Here is a 19,515-nt window from a genome sequence, read left to right as displayed (position 1 = left end):
CCTTAGCTCAGCGTATCGAGCAGTTGTTCCACTTCCTGGCGACGTCCTGCGTCTGCCTTTGGACGTTGCGGTCTTGGTGGCGCGGCCAGCGCCTTCTGCAGTGCGGCCCGTGCTGCGGCCCTGTCGCCCTCATCCAACAGGTAGCTACCGTAAAAATAGTTGGTATCAAGCCCGTCCGGCGAGATCTCCAGCGCCTGTTTGAACAGCTCTGCCGCTTTTTTGTCATCGCCAAAGCCCAGCGGCCATCCGGGGATCTTGTGATACAACGTACCCAGGCTGGTCAGCGCCGAGCCGTTCAGAGCGGCGGGGTTCTGTTTGATCGCCTGTTCAAACAGCTTGCGTGCCTGCTTGGCCAGCTTCAGCGCACCGAGACCGCCTTCGGCGCCGGCCTGGGAGCTCACGACGATACCCTGCCAGATCAGCAGTTCGGTATCCCCAGGGTATTTATCGCGGGCCGCTTCAATCACATCTGCCAGTGTAGCAAAGGCGCCGGCACGCTCCTTTTCCGGAAGATCATACTGGATTTTGGCCCACTGATGCTGGATCGGCAGCAGCTGTTCATCGGTGGCTGCCTGGGCAGGCAGCGAGAGGGTCGCGGCCAGGCCCAGCGCCGCGCTGAGCAGAGAGATACGCATTAACTGGAGAGGCTTCTTCATGATCAGGCTCCTTTTTCGCTTAAGGAACGTTCTTTTAATGGGCGTTTATCCAGGCGTGATTCTTGATGACGAGGCGTCTGTGAGCCCGTCTCCTGATCGGTGCTGCGCGCATAAGGTTTGATCTTGTGCAGCTGGCGCTTGAGCGCCGCGTTGATCAACTCCGGACGCAGGCCGTTAAGGCGCACCAGCAGCTTTTCCGGCCAGCCGATGGCGGCCTGGGCCTTGTCCGACTCCAACAGTCTGATCGCCGCTTCGGCGACCGTGGCCGGTGTATCGCTTTTGCCGCCGGTAGCCGCGAGCATCTGGTTGGCGCGATCGGTGTTGATGGCGGTGCGGGTGGCTCGCGGCGCCAGGTACTGCACCTTCAGTGAGGTATCGGCATACTCCCTGGCGAGGGATTCGCTGAACATCCGCATGGCGCCCTTGGTGGCGCAGTAAGTGGTGTAGCCGGGATAGCCGATGGCGCCGAAGGCGGAACCGATATTGAGGATGCGAGGCTCGGTCTTGGCGGTCAGCATGGGCAGCAGCGCCCTGGTGAGCAGGATTGGTGCCGTTACATTGGTGCTGATCAGCCTGTCGATCAGTTCTGGCGATTGCTCGTCAAACAGGCTGAAACAGCCGATGCCTGCGTTGTTGATCAGCATATCCAGCTTGGAGAAAGAGGTGGATACGCAATCAAGCAGCCGCTTGCGACCTGCTTCTTCACTGAAATCGGCGCTGCATGTCACTACCCGGGGGCAGCCCTGTTCCATGCACTTGGCCGCCATCTCATCCAGCGCTTTCTGGTTGCGGCCGTGTAACAGCAGGCTGGCGCCGCGACGGGCCAGCAGTATAGCCAGTGCGGCGCCGATACCGCTGGAGGCCCCGGTTATCAGAATGTGGCGATCTCTGAACTGCATCGGTTTTTCCTTACTGTTTTGGCAGGCTGCGGAAGATATCGCCATAGAGGCGATAGAACACGCGGGCGCTGTGGATAATACGCTGCTGTTGTTGCGGGCAGTCGATCCGGTTCATCAGTTCGGCAAAAAACTGGATATGGTCCTGGTCCAGCGAGCCGTGGGAGCGCAGATAGCTGAACGCCGTATCCGGCAGGCCCAGCTTTTGCTGGATGATGTGAGACATCGGCGTGGCCAGGTTAACGCTGGTGCCTTCAAGCACCTGCACCATGCCGAAGAAGCCCACCGGCTCTACGCGCTGGATCAGGTCATAGGCGTAGGCGACCATCAGTTCGGTTTCGATAGCGGGCTGGCCGTGGCGGATCGTTTCCTTGTCAGCGCCGCAGGCGGCCAGGTCGTTGAGAATCCATTCCTGGTGGCCGGTTTCCTCTTCGATATATTCCGCCACCGCCTCACGCAGCCACTCCTGGCGCTCATGCAGGCGGCTGCCGCAGGCCATCAGCAGCGGCAGGGTATGTTTAACATGGTGATAGGCCTGGGTCAGAAACGCGATGTACTGGTTCTGGCTGATATCGCCGTGTTTGCATGCCTGAATAATCGGCGCCTGTAACAGATAGTCACGGGCGGTTTCGGTTTCCTGTTGCAGCGTTTGATAAAAAGACATGATTAACTCCAGGCCAGAGGGGCAGGCTGATAAAGCGCTTCGATGCGGTCGGCGTAGCGCGATGCGATGGCATCTCGGCGCGGACGACCATTGGCGGTGTAAAGACCGTTCTCTGCGGTCATGGCGGTATCAATCCGGCACCAACCGGCAACGCGGGCATAATCCGGCAGCTGGGTATTGAGCCGTTGGCGGGTCGCTTCCAGGGTGCTGTCACTCAGTGACGGCGCGTGAACGAGCAGCACGTTGAACGGTCTGGCTTCGCCGAACAGTACCGCCTGTTGCACACCGGGCTGGGCCAGCCATTCAGACTCGACCCACTCCGGGCTCAGGTTGCGGCCGAAACTGGAGATCAGCACATTGCGCTGGCGCCCGCGGATGCTGAGAAAGCCGGCGTCGTCGATCTGTGCCAGGTCCCCGGTTGCGAAGTGGTCGCCTTGTGGTGCTTCACCGAGGTAGCCCAGCATCAGGTTGCCTTCGATCAGCAGTTCATTGTCGGCGCTGAGACGCACCCGGTTATGGGGCAGCAGAGCGCCTGCCGTGCCGGGCTGGTCCATTCCCGGCGTATTCAGGCTGACCACCGAGGCGCACTCCGACAGGCCGTAACCCTCGTAGGCGGGCAGACCGCAGCGGCGGGCGCGCTCGATCAGGTCTACACCGACGCGGGCGCCGCCCACGGCGATAAACTTAAGCACAGGCAGTTCCACACCGGCCTCTACAGCACCGGTCAGCGCCGCAAGTATCTGCGGCAGGCCGATCAGCGAGTCGGGTCGGTAGCCCTGCAGGCTGTGGGCAAGCGCACGCAGATCCAGCTCACTGGAGCCCTTAAGTCCCAGGGTTTTCAACGACGGAGTGAGCAGGGTGCCGCCCAGCAGCAGGGCGCAGTAAACCCCGGCGATATTCTCCAGCAGCGTCGCCAGCGGCAGCAGGCAGAGATGCCGGGACAGGCCGAGGCCTGCAAGGCGATCGACCAGCGATTGCGCCACGCGCAGCTGGTTGTTGCTGCTGAGGCAGACGCCCTTGGGTGTGCCGGTGGTGCCGGAGGTAAAGGTGATCTTCTCGGTGCCAGCGTGCAGCGCCGGATAGCCGCTCGGCAGGCGGGTAATCGTCAGCTGGTCATCGGTCACGGTGATCAGCGTGTCGATACCGCTTGCCGCCAGCAGGTGCTGGCGCTGCTGCTCGCTGAAAAACAGCGGCACGGGTACCAAAACACGACCCAGTTTCAAGGCGGCCAGGTCGGTCAGCACCCAGTGGCGGCTGTTATCGGCCAGCAGGGCGATGCGTTTGCCGGCTTCTGCTTCAAGGCGGCTGGCAAGCTGGTTGATGGCATCGGGCAGGTCGCGCCAGGTGAGTGTTGTGGCTTCATCCTCAAGTGCGGCTTGGTTGGGTTGTATTGCCGCGTAGCGTGCCAGTTCAGTGAAAAAGTGATGTTTCATTAATGCGTTCCATCGGCAGCAGAGGGGTGGTCGATGTGGGGCGTCGGACGCCAAGGCTTTCCAGCATCTGCAACCTGGGCTGGTTCGCCGGCAGGTTGATAGCGACCACCTGCGGATTCAGGTCGTAATAGCTTCCCCAGTAGCTGGTTGATGCTTGCAGGCGCTCGGGTCTCGCGGCTGCCAGCGGCACCAGTACCAGGCCCAGACGGGAAAAGCTGTTAATCAGTGTGGGTGTCAGTGTGAGCACCGCCCAGTCCATACCGCGGCGGCCAAAGTAGTTGGCCAGTACCAGGATCAGCTGGCGGATCGCGCCGGGACGACCGGTGGCAAGATTGCCAAACTCGACAATCTGCGAGCGCTGCGCCGATCCCTGGCCGAGCTGGCGCAGGCGGCCTTCAATCGGCAGATCCAGGTAGGACTCCAGGAACAGCGGGTTCTCGCTGGCCCACTGGAAGCCGGCTGCGGCGTGAATCTGTTGGCTGGTGGTTTGCGTACTGATCAACGTGGGCAGGAAGTCATCGATCCAGGCCGAGTGGATAGCTGCAAAACGCGCTCGTATAAATGCCTCTATGCGAACTCGGGAGTAGTCCTCCCGTGCATGCAGCTGCAGGCGTAAAGCGGCTTCCTGTGTGGGTCTGGTTCTTGGTGTGAGTGCGGTCATGCGCGGCCTCCTGTTCATAACTCTGCGAGTCTAGGGAGGTAAACTTAAAAGAGTCTTAAGCATGGAAAAGAGCGGCTGCAGGGCTCGCTCGGCGCGCGGATTGAGGCAAAAGGGGGCAGGGCTCAGGGCCCGGCTGGGTATTAGGTGTAAAGAAGTGTAAAAACACTGTCAGGTAACACGAACTAACTTACCATTGGTCCCCAAGTGGACAGGATTTGTAGCGAGAAATCAGTGGGAAATGATTCTTACCGTCGGTTTGGGCACAGGGCTGGCCTGCCAGGGCTCAGGCGCCGGAGTGCAACGACAAACAGTGCCCTGGGGCTGCTTGTCGCCGTTTCAGTGATTTTGGCGGCTGGTTGCGCCGCGCCGGAGTCGCTGAGCATCGACCAGACCACCGAGGTGCCCAGCGGTTGGCAGAGTGAACAGGCCGCAGACGCGGTTGCAGAGCAGCTCGAGTCCCCCGGCTGGCTCGCCGGTTTTGACGATGAACGTCTGGAACTGCTGGTGCTGGAGGCGATGGTCCATAACCCGGATCTGGCCGCGGCGCGGGCCCGAGTCGAGCAAGCTCATCAGGCTGTAGTCATCACCGGCGCCGACCGTTATCCCGGTCTTGGTTTGAGTTACGATCTGAATCGGCCGGAAAGTGGCGCCACCAGCTTCTCACTGGCCGCAGGGTTCAGCTGGGATGTTGATATCTGGGGCGAACTCAGCGCCCGCCAGCGTCAGGCTCAGCTTGAATATGCCAGTGCCGAAGCCGAATTAAAGCAGTCCCGGGAGACCCTGGCCGCGGATATAAGCCGTGCCTGGTTTCGCGTGCAGGAAACTCAGCTGCTGCTCAAGCTTTTCCGCGAGCGCAGCGACAACCTGAAATCCGATCTGGCGGTGATCGAGTCCGGCTACCGCCAGGGATTGTATGAAGCGCTGGATCTGTATCTGGCGCGTAACGACCTCAACGCCCAACTTGCCACGGTAGAGGAACAGGCGCTGGCGCTGGCCGAGGCCAAGCGCACGCTGGAGCAGTTGCTGGGGCGTTATCCGGCAGCGGCGCTGAGCTCGGAGGAGACTCTGCCGGTGCTCGAAACCGAACTGCCACTGGTGCTGCCTTCAGAGATGGTGGTGCGCCGGCCTGATCTCCAGGTGAGCTGGCTCAATCTTCTGGCCGCAGACGAAGGCTTGGCCGCAGCCCACCGAGCACGCTTTCCCGGATTTTCCCTCAGCGCGGAATACGGCGGCAGCAGCGACGATCTGAGCGAATTGGTCAGCAGCGGCAATCTTGCCTGGCTGTTGGGTGCTTCACTGACTCAGCCGCTGTTCGATGCTGGCCGGTTGCGTGCACAGCAGGATCAGCAACTGGCGCGTCGCCAGGAGCTGGAGCAGAACTATCTGAGTAATCTCTACACCGCTTTCAGTGAAGTGGAGAACGCCCTGGATGGCCGTGGCGCTCTCGCTGAGCGTTATCGCCTGTATCTGAACGCCGAAGAGAACGCGCTGCAGGCGGAGCAACTGGCGTTTGAACGTTATCAGCGTGGTCTGGAGGAGTTCACCACCGTGCTGGAATCCCAGCGGCGCTCGCTGGATGCTCAGACCAACGTCATTCAGCTGCGACGCTCGCTGCTGGAAAACCGGGTGGCCCTGGCGGTTGCCCTGGGCGGCAGCTTTGATGCGCCGGCCAACGACAGATCTACCAGCGATAATCCCTCTCAGGCCGAAGCGGAGACAACAGCCAAATGATCAAGAAGTTATTGCCGTTGGTGGTTATCGCCGTGCTCGGCGGCATCAGTTACCTGGTATTCCATAACCCGCCGGAAGCAAACCGGATGCCGGCGCAGCGCGAGGCGGCGATCGGTGTCGAGGTACGCGAGATCAGCCCCGCCGACTTTCCGATCCAGATAGAAAGCTACGGCCGGGTGCGTCCCCGCACACAAAGTGAGTTGTTGCCCCAGGTGTCTGGCGAAGTGGTCTGGGTGCATCCCGATCTGCGCGCCGGCGGCTTTTTTGAGGCCAACGAAGAGCTGCTACGCATCGATGACCGTGACTATCGCACTGCGCTGACCGAAGCCCAGGCTTCGCTGGCCACCGCGCGGCAGACCCTCAGCGAAGAGCGCGCCCGCAGCGAGCAGGCGCGGGCCGACTGGACACGCCTCGGCAACGGCGGCGCCGTGCCGGACCTGGTGGCGCGTATGCCGCAGCTGAATGCCGCCCAGGCGGCGCTGGCATCGGCGGAAGCGGCGGTCAGCAAGGCCAAACTGGACCTGGAGCGTACCAGTATCCGCGTACCGTACGCCGGACGTGTGCTGGAAAAATCGGTGGATCTTGGCCAGGTGGTTTCCAGCGGTACTGCGCTGGCCACCGTCTATGCGGTGGACTATATCGAGGTGCGACTGCCGATCCAGAGCCGTGATCTCGCCTATATCGATCTGCCGGAACGCTACCGCTACAGCGATGAGCCCAGTGCTCCGTTGCCGGACGTGACCTTTATCTCCGATCTGGTGGGATACGAAGAGTGGCAGGGCAAGGTGGTGCAGACCGAGGGCGCTATCGATGAGGCTAGTCGCCAGCTATACGTGCTTGGGCAGATCGATGACCCTTATGGCGCCAAGGCCGAGGGCCGGGTGCCGCTGAAAATTGGACAGTATGTGCGGGCCCGTATTCAGGGACGCAGCATCAACAACGCCATCGTCATTCCCAACCGCGTGATCTACCAGGGAAGCTACGTTTACCTGGTTGAAAATGGCACCGTGCAGCGGCGCGAGGTGAGTATCGGCTGGCAGGATGAGGAACAGGCGCTGATCAGCGCGGGGCTGGAAACGGGCGACCGGCTGGTGATGACCACGCTGGGACAGGTGGTTTCCGGCACGCCGGTGAGGGTCAAGGATCAGGCGGTCGTCAGCAGCCCGGAAGGTGCCCAGATCCAGACTGAAGCGCCTGCCCAGCATGGAGGTGACTCATGATCGCCTGGTTTGCGCGCAACCATGTAGCGGCAAACCTGCTGATGTTGACCATCGTCTTCGCTGGTTTGATGTCGCTGAATTTCCGTATTCCGCTGGAGATCTTTCCCAGCTTTGAAGCGGACACCATCAGCGTGCAGGTCAGCCTGCGCGGCGCCAGCCCAGAGGATGCGGAAACAGGCCTGGCTACCCGTATCGAAGATGCGGTGGCTGACCTTGAGGGGATCGAGGAGCTGAGCAGCCGCTCCATCGAGGGCGGCACCACGGTGAATATCGAGGTGGAGGATGGCTACGATCCACGTGATCTGCTGGCCGATGTGAAGTCCCGCGTCGATGCGATCAGTTCTTTCCCCGTGGATGCGGAAAAACCGGTGGTGTCGCTGGCGACCTGGACACGGGAGGTGATCACCGTTGCGCTCTCTGGCGATCTCAGCGAGAAGGAGCTGCGCAGCTACGCAGAAAGCGTACGTGATGATCTGTTGCGTCTGCCCGGCGTCACCCAGCTTGAGCCCGTGGGCGTGCGCGCCTTCGAGATCGGTATCGAGATCTCCAAGGACCGGCTGCGCGAATATGGTCTGACGCTGGAAGAGGTGGCCAACCGGGTCGGCAACAGCTCGCTGGACCTGTCCGCCGGTAACGTCAACTCCGCCGGTGGCGATATCCTGATTCGTGCCAAGGGCCAGGCGTACCATCGCGACGAGTTTGAAAACATCGTGATTCAGACCAACCCGGACGGCAGCACCCTGCGCCTGGGCGATGTGGCCCGGGTCACCGACGGCTTTGAGGAAAGCGATCTGCGCAGCCGCTTTAACGGTCAGCTGGCGGTAATGCTCGAGGTATACCGCGTCGGCAACCAGAGCGCCATCGAAGTGGCCGACAAGGTGAAGGCCTACGTGGACTCGCGCCAGGGCAGTCTGCCCCAGGGGCTGACCATGAGCTACTGGGATGATGATTCCCAGATCGTGAAATCGCGTCTTAATCTGCTGATCAGCAACGCGGTGCAGGGCGGTATCCTAGTGCTGCTGATGCTGACGCTGTTTCTGCGTCCGTCCATAGCGCTTTGGGTGTTTATCGGCATTCCGGTCAGTTTTATGGGTGCCTTCCTGATCATGCCGATATTTGGCATTACGTTGAACGTCATGTCGCTGTTCGGTTTTATCCTGGTGCTGGGTATCGTCGTCGACGATGCCATCGTCACGGGGGAGAACGTATACACCCACATGCGCTCGGCGGAAAGCGGGCTGCAGGCGGCGATTAGCGGCACCCAGGAGGTCTCGGTGCCGGTGACCTTCGGCGTGTTGACCACGGTGGTGGCATTTCTGCCGATCGCCTTTATCGAGGGGCACCGTGGCGCCATCTTTGCGCAGATCACCTACGTGGTGATTCCGGTGCTGCTGTTCTCGCTGATCGAATCCAAGTTCGTGCTGCCCTCGCACCTGAAGCATATTCGCCTGCGCAAGGATGAGGCCAGCGGCGGTCGTTTCTCCCGCATGCAGGCGCGCTTTGCCGACGGCTTTGAACGGGCCATTCTGCGCTATTACCAGCCGTTGCTGGGGCTGGCGCTACGCCACCGCCTGACCACGCTGTCGATTTTCAGCGGCACCTTTATCCTGATCCTGGCGCTGGTGTTCAGCGGCTGGACCCAGTTCGTGTTTTTCCCGCGAATTCAGGCCGACACCGCGCGGGCGCGCCTGACCATGCCGGCCGGCACGCCCTTCGAGGTCACCGACCGTGCGGTGGTGTCGATGGTAGATGCGGCCAGAGTGCTGCAGGATCGCTACCGTGATCCCGTGACAGGTAAAAGCGTGGTAGAGAATATATTCTCCGCCACCGGCGACGGCGGCAGCCCGGAAAGCGGTCGCGTTGACTTTGAGCTGACGCCGTCGGAGAGCCGCGACGCTTCGCTGAGCACCGCAAGACTGGTGCAGGAGTGGCGCGAGATGGTGGGCGAGATACCGGGGGCAGAAACCCTGACCTACCGCGCTGAGATCGGCCGCGGCGGCGATCCGGTGGATATCCAGCTCAGCTCCAACAATGTCGATGATCTGGCCGCCATGGCGGGGCTGATCCGACAACGTCTGGAAACCTATCCGACCCTGTTCGATATCTCCGATAACCTCTCCGACGGTAAGGAGGAGCTCAAGGTTGAGCTCAAGCCCCAGGCCTACGCCCTGGGTCTGACCCGCAGCGATATCATCCGTCAGGTGCGCGAGAACTTCTTCGGTATCGAGGTGCAGCGTATCCAGCGCGGCCGCGATGAGGTGCGCGTGATGGTGCGCCTGCCAGACAGCGAAAGGGAGGCGATCAGTAACCTGCGCCGGGTGGAGATCGTGACCGAGAACGGCCTGGTCCCGCTGGATGAGTTGGCGGAACTGGTGCCGGATAGAGGCGCAGCGACCATCTACCGCATCAACCAGCAGCGCACCGTCAGCGTATTGGCGGACCTGGACAAGGAAAGCACCAACACCACGGTACTCTACCGGGATCTGGCGACCTTTCTGGATGATCTGATGCTGCAATACCCCGGCGCCAGCTACTCGATGGAAGGCGAGGCAAAGGAGCAGGAAGAATCCTTCTCCTCGCTGGGTGTCGGGCTGGCTTTCGTGCTGTTCGCTATTTACAGCCTGCTGGCGATCCCGTTCCGCTCCTACCTGCAGCCGCTGATCGTTATGTCGATCATCCCGTTTGGCGCTATCGGCGCGGTGGTCGGCCACTGGATCATGGGCATAGATCTGACCATTATGAGTATGCTGGGTCTGCTGGCGCTCATCGGCGTGGTGGTTAACGACAGTCTGGTACTGGTGGAGTTTACCAACCGCCGCCGCGCTGAACTCAGCGACAGCTTGGGCAAGAAAGCGGCGGCTTACGAGGCGGTACTGACGGCGGGTGCCTCGCGCTTCCGTCCGGTTATACTCACCTCGGTCACCACCTTCTTCGGACTGCTGCCGCTGCTGTTCGAAAAAGCGGTACAGGCGCAGTTCCTGATCCCGATGGCGGTTTCCCTGGGCTTCGGCATCCTCTTCGCCACCCTGATCACGCTGATCATGGTGCCGGTCAACATCATGCTGCTGGAAGACCTGAAAGGGCTGCTGCGCGGCAAATCAGCAGACTCGCAAGAGGGTGATGAACCGCCGCAAAACGGTCGCCTGGAATCCAGCCACAGCTAGGCGCTAACCGTTAGAAAAAAGCCGATTTGATCCTCCATTCGACAGAGGATCGAATCGGCTTTTTTATGCCATTTTTTCGGGCTACTTTCGGCTGCCTGGAAGCTAACAGGGCTTGATTCCCATAGGACGAACTGAGCGTGCTCTTAGATCCCCTTCGGCGCCGCCGAGCATCGCAGTCTGAAAGAGAAACAAGGGACAGGCTGTTTGAGCGCCGCAGGCGCGACGTTCCCTAAGGTAAAGAAGTCTTTCCCGCTCTTTCAGACGAGAAATGCAGGGCAGTCGGCGTAGCCGTCCCATATTCTGCAACCCCCCGTTCCGACCACAGACAGATTCAACCCTTTCCGAAAATGAGATAATGAGAATCGTTATTAAAACGAAAAGCGTTCGGCATGACGCTGAACCGGATCTTATTCGATGGAGAACGTAATGCGCGTAGGCAAAATTCTCGCTGCTGGTGCAATGGTACTGGCAGGTAACGCGGGGCTGGCTCAAGCGGCTGAGCAGCGGGTCATATCTTTCGATCACGGCAGCCTGGATACCCTGGATGCCCTGGGCCTGGGTGATCAGGTTGTAGGCCTGCCGAAGCAGGCGCTGCCGGCGTACCTGGAGCATTACAACACCGATCAGTATGTTGATGCCGGTGGTCTGAAAACTCCCGATATCGAAGCGGTTAAAGCCAGTGCACCTACGCTGATTCTGGTCACCGGGCGCCAGGGAGAAGCGATCAAATCCCTGGAAGAGGTGGGTATCGTTCATAACACCACACTGCCGGAAGGAGACTACTGGCAGGCGGTTTCCAGCAACGTCATGGCGCTGGCCGACTACTTTGATGCCGCTGATAAGGGCGAGCAGGCGCTGAACGAACTCAAAGCCCATATCGATGATCGCAAGGCCGCGCTGGATCAGTCCGAGACCCTGCTGGTCGTGACACACAACGACGGTAATTTCGGCTTGCGCAACGAGCCGGTGGTTTACGATCTGCTTGGCTTCTCCGTTCCCCAGCTGCCGGATGATGTTGAGTCTCACACTCGCGGTAACCGCGTTTTCACGCCGCTGACCCTGGATAACATCCTCGCCATCGATCCGGATCAGCTGGTGATCGTCGACCGTAGCGAAGCGATTGGTCAGACCGATAAGGCGCTGGATCTGGATAAGCTGCGCAGTGATCTGAACGCCAAGGGTGGCGAGTCCATCGCTATCAACTACCTGACACCGGAACTCTGGTACCTGTCCGGTGGTGGTCTTGAGAGCGTTCGTCTGCAGGTGGATGAAGTCGCTCGCGGACTTTGATACGCGATTAAGCCTCGATAACCCCTGTGGCTGGGATTCTGTTGGTTGAGAGTTGCCAGCACAGGTGTTGCCTGGGCACGAAGCAAGGGTCTTGGACGGCTCAGACGGTTTGAAAGGTCCTTGCTCATCCTAAAGCTGCGACGCTGTCCGTTGCCAGGTATCTGTAGCAACATGGAACAATACCCGAGGTGCTATCTCCAACCAGATCATCGGCGGTTAGAGTTGGCCAAGTGACATGGGTGAGATGACACCTGTGATAAGGTTTACTACAATTGTGGTAAATTTTTTAAGGTGTCGAAGATGAGCGTTTCAGTAAGACTGGATGATGAGCTGGTTAATCAAGCCAGATCAGCCGCCAAGGCAGAATTCAGGACTGTACAGGGTCAATTAGAGTTCTGGGCAAAAGTTGGCAGGGCTGCACTCGATAACCCTGATTTACCCGCTGATTTTATTGCGGAGTCACTGATGGCGATGGCAGAGCCGCGTGAGGAAGCGACTCCCTTTGTTCCATCATCTAAACGATGAGCTGGTCAGTACTTCAGACACGTCGCTTTGCGCGCGTTTACAAGAAACTTGGGCCGAACATCGTAAAAGATGTCGATGCTGCTGTAGATAAGATCGTTGAAAATCCCGAGCTTGGGGAATCAAAGAAAGGTGATTTGGCACAGCTGCGGGTATACAAATTCCACAGTGCAGGTCAGCTATACCTGCTTGGCTATACTCTCGAGGAGATCCCCAGGCTTATCTATCTGGAAGCTGTGGGACCTCACGAGAATTTCTATCGCGATATCAAACGATAAGCCTCTCAACCTACCGCCGTGCTCGCCGCATATTCGTTAGCATCGGGCTGCCAGTGACCGGGTCGGGCATGATTTCGCAGTGCACATCGTACAAACGATAAACCAGGTCCGGGGTCAGGATATCTGCAGGGGCGCCCTGGGTGATGATCTCGCCGTCGCGCATGGCCACCAGGTGGTCGGCGTAGCGGCAGGCGCTGAGCAGATCGTGAACCACCATGGCTATGGTCTTGCCGTGGTCCGCACTGAGGTGGCGTATCAGTTCGAACACTTCGATCTGGTGACCCAGGTCCAGAGCTGAGGTGGGCTCATCGAGCAGCAGCATCGGTGTGGCCTGAGCCACCGCCATGGCGATCCAGGCGCGCTGGCGCTGGCCACCGGAGAGCTCGTCCAGCACCCGATCTTCCATCCCTTCCAGGTCCGCCGAGCGGATCGCTTTGGCGACGGCGTACTGGTCGTCTTCGGACCACTGGCTGAGCCAGCTCTGGTGCGGCTGACGGCCAAAGCGCACCAGGTCTGATACGGTCATACCTTCCGGCGCCGTGGTTTCCTGCGGCAGCAGCGCCAGTTTGCGCGCGACCTCCCGGGCCGGTTCGCGGTGGATATCGCGGCCATCCAGCAAGATGGTGCCTGCCTTGGGTTTGAGAACCCGGCTCAGCGCATTGAGCAGCGTAGACTTGCCACAGCCGTTGGGGCCGACGATGGCGGTGATTTTGCCGCCGGGAAGTTGCAGATCCAGTCCATCGATAATCACCTGGTGGCCGTGAGCCACCTCCAGTGCCTTGGCTTCGATAGGGGCGACGTGTTTGCCCAGGTCGATGGTGGGTGAGGTTACAGCATTCATGGCTGGCTCCTGAAAGAGGGGTTTAACAGCATCCAAAGCAGATAGGGGCTGCCGACCACGGCGGTGACTATCCCTACCGGAATTTCCAGTGGCGCCAGCATCATACGGCCGGCCAGATCGGCCAGCAGCATCAGCAGTGCGCCGCACTGGGTTGCCGCCAGCAGCGGTACACCACGATGACGACACAGGGTCCTTGCAAGCTCCGGTCCAACCAGGGCAACCAGACCAACAGGGCCGGCTACCGCCACGGCCAGACCAGTCAGCAATACCGACAGAATCAGCCCGTTACGGCGCACTGCCTTCAGGTTGATGCCCAGGCCAATGCTGACTGCGTCGGAGACCTGCACCAGACGTAGCGAGTTGGCCCAGCGCAGTGCCAGCAACAGGCAGGGCAGCAGTGCCACGCCCAGCAGCAGGGTGGCGTCCTTGCTGCGAGCATTCAGGCTGCCAACCGTCCAGGGGAAGGCCGCATTGGCATCATCGATCGCCACGCGGCTGAGCATGAACTGGGTGACCGCGCCGCCGATCGCGCCGATGGCGACACCGGCGATGATAAAGCGATAGCCACGGCTACCGTTATCGCCAGAAAGACCAAACGCCAGCGCAGTAGCCGTTGCTGCACCGATCAGTGACATGGCCGGTGGCGCCAGGGAGATGCCGGTGCCGATCACTGAGGCAACGGCAAAGGCGGTGGCAACGTTGTCGATACCGATAATGCCCGGCGTAGCCAGACGGTTGCGTGCCAGGGTCTGCATCAGGCAGCCAGACAGCGCAAAGGCCGCGCCGGTGGCGAAGCCCGCCAGCACCCGGTGCAGACGCAGCTCCTGCACCACCAGTTTGTGCAGTGCAGGGCCTTCCCCCCAGAGAGCATTCCAGACTTCGGCGGGGGTGAGGGACATGCTGCCCATACACAGTGACGCAGTAGCTGCCGCCAGGATCAGTACAAAGAGCGCGATATTCACCACCAGGGCGCGTTTCGGTACCAGCAGTGATAACGGCCGACTGCCGACCTGTCCTTTCAGCAGCCAGAATCCTCGGGGTGTGGTCGACGGGGAAATGGGAAGTTCAGCGTTCATGGTCTCTTCCTCACAGCGCCGGCATACGTTTGCCACGGACCACCAGCAGCAGCACCGGAGCACCGATGATCGCGGTCAGAACACCCAGCGGCAGTTCCGCGGGAGCCACTACCAGGCGCGAAATAATATCCGCAGTGATCAAAATAATCGGGCCGATCGGCAGACAGAGCCAGAGCGTGCGACGAATATCGGGGCCGGCAATAGCGCGGGCTACAAAGGGCACCACCAGGCCGATAAAGATGATTGGACCGGCTACAGCGGTGGCCGAGCCCACCAGCAGTGCCACCGCCAGTACGGTAATAAAACGGATCCGTCCCGGGTGATGACCGAGCCCCTGCGCCGCACGTTCACCCAGCGAGAGTGCTGCCAGCGGACGCACAACGACGAGAATCAATGCCAGTGCTAGAGCCAGTGAGGGCAGCAGACGGTAAAGATCCTCAAGGTTGCGGCCGGCGACACTGCCGGTGACCCAGAAGCGGATCTCGTCGGCGCTGCGCTGATCGAACATCAGCATCAGCGAGGTGAGTGACAGCAGCAGCCCGGTCAGGGTGGCGCCGGCCAGCACCAGACGGATCGGGTCGTTGCCTACGCCCTGAATCCGCGCGGCGCTGAGCACGATCAGGCAGCCAGCCAGAGCACCCAGCTGAGAGACATGCACGGCCAGTGTTGCGGCGCTGGCGCCGAGCATCAGCATCACCGCTACGGCAAAGGTACTGCCGGCGCTGATGCCGAGCAGGCCTGGCTCTGCCAGCGGGTTACGTGAAAGTGTCTGCATCAGCGCGCCGGCGCAGCCAAGAGCAGCACCGACCACCAGGGCGACCAACGTGCGCGGTAGTCGCAGCTCCAGCACGATAAAGCGCGCTTCGTCGCTGCCGCCGCCGAAGAGCACAGGCAGCGCGTCGCGGGGGCTGATATCGCCGGCACCGAGCAGCAGGCTGGCGATGCAGATGACACACAGCAGAAATCCCGCGGCCAGAGGCGGCGGGATGATCTTCAGGAAAGAGGGGGCAGTGGCAGTCATTGTGCGGCCTGGTCGATCACCGTCTCCAGCTTGTCAAAAATGGCGTTGGCGGCGAGAGGTCCGCTGGCACTGCTGAATAGTTGGCCATCCACCGGGATGACATGGTCATTCTTAACCACATCCAGTCGCTGGAAGGCAGCTGACTTGCGTGCAGCATCCAGGGCGGCGTCGCCATCGTCGTTCAGGGTGGCGAGGAACAGCCAGTCGCCATCGATCAGGGAGAGTTTTTCCTGGCTCAGCGGTTCGCTGTGCGGACGGCCTTCCTCAATAATGCCGGCGTCCTTCATATCGAAACCGGCTGCTGCCAGCAGGCTGCCAGCAAACAGCTGGTCCGACATGACCAGGGCGCCCTGAGGCATCCAGCGGGCCAGGGTTGCCTGGTGGCTGCTACCGGATAGAGTCTGATTCAGCTTTTCCTGGACCTGGGCGCCACGCTGATCGGTCTCTGCCAGCACCTGTTCCATTTCTGCTACCCGGTTCAGGGCGCGGGCAAAGTAGAGGCTCTCTTTCTTCCAGGCATCTTCCTCGAACAGGTCGAAGGTCGGTACCAGGGTGGGCGCAACTGAGCTGAGCAGGTCGTACTGCTCTTTCGGTAGGCGCGAGGAGGCGAGGATCAGGTCCGGCTGTAGCGCAATCACCGATTCCAGGTTGGTTTCGCGGGCGGTACCGACAATCTCGATCCCTTCGACCTTGTCCTGAATGTAGCTGGCAACGCCATCACCGCCGCGGGTGGTGATCGCACCGACCGGGATCACATCGACCGCAACGGCCGCATCCAGGGCCCCTTCATACAGGGTTACGACCCGTTTGACGTCGTCATTGACGCTAACGCTACCGTAACGGGTTTCCAGGGTGACATCGGCGACTGCGCCCTGAGCGGCCAACAGGCCACCCAGCGCAGCAACCCCGGTGATCTGCCGCAGAGAAGGGATCAGGGATTTCAAAGACATGCTTTCTTACTCCATTCAAGCCTGGTGAAACGCCAGTCGTCGTTAAAAGTTGATGTTCAGGGCCAGCCAGTAGCGGCGACCATCTGATACGTATCCGTATTCGTCGTAATCGATATCTTCGTCAAACAGGTTGTAGACACCTGCCTTGAGGGTGGCCTGGTCGTTCATCCGGTAACCGAGGCCTGTATCCACCTGAGTGCTGGATGGCGCTACCGTGGCACTCTGGGATGGCCCGGTAGTTGGCTGGCTCTCTTTGCCGCGATAGGTCAGGCGCGTCCAATGAGTCAGTGACTCTGTCGCTTGCCAGTCCAGGTTTGCCGAGAACAGGTGCTTCGGCAGCTGGGTCAGCGGTTCGCCTTCATACTCGCCACTTTTCTGTTCCGAATCGGTGTAGGTGTAGCTGGTGCTCAGATCCAGGCTTGTGGTCAGCGGCATGGAGAGGCTCAGCTCAACACCCTGGGTCACCGCTTCATCCACGTTGACGCGATAAGTCGGATCGGACCCAAACTGGTTGGCGCCATCGGTACACATATCGATGGGGCAGGCGATGCGGGTGATCTTGTCGTCAAAGCTGTTATGGAAAACAGTTATCGAGGCATCGACGTTATTAAATCCGTTGTAGTAGAGCGCAATTTCCTTATTGATCGATGTTTCCGCTTCCAGATCCGGGTTGCCGTAGATGTTGCCGCCACGGCTGACCTGGCCCCAGTCCGGTGTGATTTCACGCAGGTTCGGCGCACGATAGCCGCCGGCAACGCCCCCTTTGACGGTCCATTCCGGAGCGACCTGGTAGACCCCGTAGAGGCGTGGGCTGATATGGTCGCCATAGTTGTCATCGTTGTCCAGTCGTGCACCGGCGGTCAGGCTGAAGCTGTCGGTCAGCATCCACTCATCTTCGGTAAAGATTGCCCAGCGGCTGCTTTCGATATTCGACAGGTCAGAGATCTGGTTGGTGGTGCCGTCTTCCAGCTCCTCTTTCTCGTAGCTGGCGCCGAGAGTTAATCGATGATTCTGGCCTATCGGTGCCACCAAGCTGGTTTTCGCCGTGGTGTTGGTGATTTCGATTTCGCGGGTTTTGTTCTTGGTGCTTTCGCGCTGGATATGGCTGTCGGTGGTGCCGAAGTTCCAGCGTCCGTTATGGGACAGCGCGAAATGGGTGTTTTTATGCTTATCGTGGGAGTCGCTGCAGGCGCCGCGACAGCCTTCTTCCGGTAAAGACGCGCCCATATGGGCTGTGCGTTCCTGGTCCGTCAGACCTGCTTCAAACAGAATGTCATGATTTTCGGTGGGCGTAAGCGAGAGGCGGGCGTTAATGTTCTGTAGGTCTTTATCCTCGTTGCCTTCGAGGATCTCATCCTCTTCACGGTTGTAGAGGCGACCATAAACCTGCAGGCCCAGCTTGTCTTCAACCAACGGTCCTGAAAGGTTGAAGCTGGATTGATAGTAGTTACCCGAATCCTGATTTTCCTGAATGGTGACATCTTGCTGGATACTGCCACCCCACTCATCCTGGACTTTCTTGGTGATGATGTTGATCACACCACCAATGGCGTCAGAACCGTAAAGGGTGGACATAGGGCCACGAACGACTTCAATGCGTTCGATCGAATCCAGCGGCGGCAGCCAGTCGGTTTCAAAGCCTGCGCTGCCGTTGGGACGGCTTTCGCGGCTGGATACGCGCTTGCCATCGACCAGAATGAGGGTATAGCTGGCAGGCATGCCTCGCAGGCTGATATCGAGACCGCCGCTGGCACCACCGCCACCGGTAACGGTGACTCCGGGCGTGCTGCGCAGGGCATCGGTGAGGTCTGAGTAGGCACGTTTTTCCAGCTCTTCACTGGTGATAACGCTGATGGAGGCGGGTGCTGAAGTGACATCCTGTTCGAAGCCGCTGGCGGTAACGACCAGATCGTCGAGCTGAATCGTGTCCTCGGCGTGACCGATTCCGGTGATCAGAGCAAGTCCCAGCGCGACGGTCAGTTGCGACCGAAGCATCCTTGGCTTCGCGATGTGGGCTTCAGGCATGTCCATCTCCTGTCATTAGCTGAATAAGTGTCAGTCCGTTTAATTAGTGCTAATGATAATGGTTCGTATTTATTTTTGCAGTCTGGTAGAGTAGCACAACCTGTTGCATAAAGTGGAACGTTTTAAGGAGTGAAAATGTTTGGTCTTAAAGAGCTTGAGGCTTTTGCTGCCGTCATGGACAGTCGCAGTCTGACCGACAGCGCCCGCGAACTTTATCTGCCTAAATCGACCATGAGCCGACGCATCCGGCACCTCGAAACCGCGCTTGGCCAGCGTTTGCTGCGACGGGAGTCGAACCGTCTTATTCCCACCGAAGCAGGGCATCTGTTCTATCAGTACTGCCAGCAGATCCTGAACCTGGCGTCCCAGGGGCATTCCGCTCTTGAGGAGCTGAGCCAGGATGTCAGCGGCCGTCTTGATGTTTATTGTCATGATCTGTTGCTGCGGGGCTGGTTCAGCCGCCAGGTGTTGGGATTCATGGATACCCATCGGGGGCTTGAGATGCAGCTGCATACCCAGTTCAACCCGCCGGGCCCGGACATGGTGGAAGGGATCTGCATCTGGGTGGGGTCGGAGCCGGATACGGCACTGCGTTGCGAAAAGCTGGGCGTCCTGCGCCAGGGAATATACGGCCATCCCGATTATCTGCAGCGTCTCGGCGCAATCAGCCATCCCCGCGAAGTGGCGGAGCACGCTTGGGTAGACCTTACCCTGCAGGGCAACCAGGGAATCGAACTCTGGCACCCGGGGGAGGGGTACTACCGTCCGGTGGGACCTTCGCGCAGGTTTGCCGTAGACAGTGCGTTGATCCAGGTTGATGCCATCGTCAACGGAGGTGGTGTCGGTCTGGTTCCGCACTGGACCGTGGAGCTCCGGATGAAACACCATCCCGGTACTCTGGAGCAGTGCCTGCCCGACTGGCAGGGGCCGTCGTTGGGCGTGTATCTGCTCTATCCCTATGGCCAGCAGCCGCGCCGAGCCCAGGTATTTATCGACACGATCCGCCATGCCGTTCCAGAAAGCTGGCGTACCTGAGTGGCGCAGATATCCAGCGTCGTAAATTGCCAAATTCGCCGCCAGAGACGAT

The 19,515-nt window shown here is 60.0% G+C and carries 17 protein-coding genes; 7 read left to right on the top strand and 10 right to left on the bottom strand.

From position 1 onward, the window contains the following. Nucleotides 1-2 precede the first annotated feature (2 nt). From C4S72_RS10885 to C4S72_RS10865, 5 genes are read right to left on the bottom strand one after another with little or no spacing between them, the layout of a single operon-like run. Nucleotides 3-656 carry a tetratricopeptide repeat protein gene (locus tag C4S72_RS10885; RefSeq protein ID WP_146071899.1) on the bottom strand — a complete coding sequence of 218 codons (654 nt, stop codon included), beginning with the start codon at nt 654-656 and terminating at the stop codon, nt 3-5. 2 nt (nt 657-658) lie between these two features. Continuing rightward, nucleotides 659-1,555 (bottom strand): SDR family oxidoreductase, encoded by an 897-nt coding sequence (locus tag C4S72_RS10880; RefSeq protein ID WP_160115500.1) that lies wholly within the window; start codon nt 1,553-1,555, stop codon nt 659-661. 10 nt (nt 1,556-1,565) lie between these two features. Beyond that, nucleotides 1,566-2,216, bottom strand: a complete 651-nt coding sequence (locus tag C4S72_RS10875) for a TenA family transcriptional regulator (RefSeq protein WP_104003151.1) — start codon at nt 2,214-2,216, stop codon at nt 1,566-1,568. Nucleotides 2,217-2,218: 2 nt separating this feature from the next. Further along, entirely contained in the window at nt 2,219-3,649 is a 1,431-nt protein-coding gene (locus C4S72_RS10870) for an AMP-binding protein (RefSeq protein WP_104003150.1), read from the bottom strand. Continuing rightward, complete coding sequence (locus C4S72_RS10865) at nt 3,627-4,310, bottom strand: thermostable hemolysin (protein ID WP_160115499.1); 684 nt, start codon at nt 4,308-4,310, stop codon at nt 3,627-3,629. The genes C4S72_RS10870 and C4S72_RS10865 overlap by 23 nt, the downstream gene beginning before the upstream one ends. Nucleotides 4,311-4,541: 231 nt before the next feature. Here C4S72_RS10865 and C4S72_RS10860 point away from each other — a divergent pair, with 231 nt between their 5' ends. The 6 genes from C4S72_RS10860 (at nt 4,542) to C4S72_RS10835 (ending at nt 12,515) form a co-directional block, all read left to right on the top strand. After that, nucleotides 4,542-6,041, top strand: coding sequence for an efflux transporter outer membrane subunit (locus tag C4S72_RS10860; RefSeq protein ID WP_160115498.1), 1,500 nt, complete (start codon nt 4,542-4,544; stop codon nt 6,039-6,041). Next, complete coding sequence (locus C4S72_RS10855) at nt 6,038-7,261, top strand: efflux RND transporter periplasmic adaptor subunit (protein ID WP_104003147.1); 1,224 nt, start codon at nt 6,038-6,040, stop codon at nt 7,259-7,261. Before C4S72_RS10860 ends, C4S72_RS10855 begins: the two co-directional genes overlap by 4 nt. Then, nucleotides 7,258-10,425 (top strand): efflux RND transporter permease subunit, encoded by a 3,168-nt coding sequence (locus C4S72_RS10850; RefSeq protein WP_104003146.1) that lies wholly within the window; start codon nt 7,258-7,260, stop codon nt 10,423-10,425. The genes C4S72_RS10855 and C4S72_RS10850 overlap by 4 nt, the downstream gene beginning before the upstream one ends. A gap of 426 nt (nt 10,426-10,851) precedes the next feature. Next, entirely contained in the window at nt 10,852-11,715 is an 864-nt protein-coding gene (locus C4S72_RS10845) for an ABC transporter substrate-binding protein (protein WP_104003145.1), read from the top strand. 300 nt (nt 11,716-12,015) lie between these two features. Further along, the gene (locus tag C4S72_RS10840; protein WP_104003144.1) at nt 12,016-12,240 is read left to right on the top strand and encodes a ParD-like family protein; all 225 of its coding nucleotides are present in this window, start codon (nt 12,016-12,018) and stop codon (nt 12,238-12,240) included. Continuing rightward, nucleotides 12,237-12,515: a type II toxin-antitoxin system RelE/ParE family toxin gene (locus C4S72_RS10835; protein WP_104003143.1), complete on the top strand. Its 279-nt coding sequence runs from the start codon at nt 12,237-12,239 to the stop codon at nt 12,513-12,515. The genes C4S72_RS10840 and C4S72_RS10835 overlap by 4 nt, the downstream gene beginning before the upstream one ends. 10 nt (nt 12,516-12,525) lie before the next feature. Here C4S72_RS10835 and C4S72_RS10830 read toward each other — a convergent pair whose 3' ends face one another. From C4S72_RS10830 to C4S72_RS10810, 5 genes are read right to left on the bottom strand one after another with little or no spacing between them, the layout of a single operon-like run. After that, nucleotides 12,526-13,356: an ABC transporter ATP-binding protein gene (locus C4S72_RS10830; protein ID WP_104003142.1), complete on the bottom strand. Its 831-nt coding sequence runs from the start codon at nt 13,354-13,356 to the stop codon at nt 12,526-12,528. Next, nucleotides 13,353-14,432, bottom strand: a complete 1,080-nt coding sequence (locus C4S72_RS10825) for a FecCD family ABC transporter permease (RefSeq protein ID WP_104003141.1) — start codon at nt 14,430-14,432, stop codon at nt 13,353-13,355. The genes C4S72_RS10830 and C4S72_RS10825 overlap by 4 nt, the downstream gene beginning before the upstream one ends. A 10-nt stretch (nt 14,433-14,442) precedes the next feature. Continuing rightward, nucleotides 14,443-15,453 (bottom strand): FecCD family ABC transporter permease, encoded by a 1,011-nt coding sequence (locus C4S72_RS10820; protein WP_104003140.1) that lies wholly within the window; start codon nt 15,451-15,453, stop codon nt 14,443-14,445. Further along, nucleotides 15,450-16,403: an ABC transporter substrate-binding protein gene (locus tag C4S72_RS10815; protein WP_104003139.1), complete on the bottom strand. Its 954-nt coding sequence runs from the start codon at nt 16,401-16,403 to the stop codon at nt 15,450-15,452. The genes C4S72_RS10820 and C4S72_RS10815 overlap by 4 nt, the downstream gene beginning before the upstream one ends. Before the next feature lie 42 nt (nt 16,404-16,445). Further along, nucleotides 16,446-18,428 (bottom strand): ligand-gated channel protein, encoded by a 1,983-nt coding sequence (locus tag C4S72_RS10810; RefSeq protein WP_407657702.1) that lies wholly within the window; start codon nt 18,426-18,428, stop codon nt 16,446-16,448. A 135-nt stretch (nt 18,429-18,563) separates the two neighbouring features. Here C4S72_RS10810 and C4S72_RS10805 point away from each other — a divergent pair, with 135 nt between their 5' ends. After that, nucleotides 18,564-19,463, top strand: a complete 900-nt coding sequence (locus C4S72_RS10805) for a LysR family transcriptional regulator (protein ID WP_104003138.1) — start codon at nt 18,564-18,566, stop codon at nt 19,461-19,463. The last annotated feature ends 52 nt before the right edge of the window (nt 19,464-19,515 follow it).

The sequence above is a fragment of the Marinobacterium lutimaris genome (assembly GCF_900108065.1).
Classification (GTDB): domain Bacteria; phylum Pseudomonadota; class Gammaproteobacteria; order Pseudomonadales; family Balneatricaceae; genus Marinobacterium_D; species Marinobacterium_D lutimaris.
Note: the sequence above shows the minus strand (reverse complement) of the source record. Positions and strands in the feature narration are given on the sequence as shown.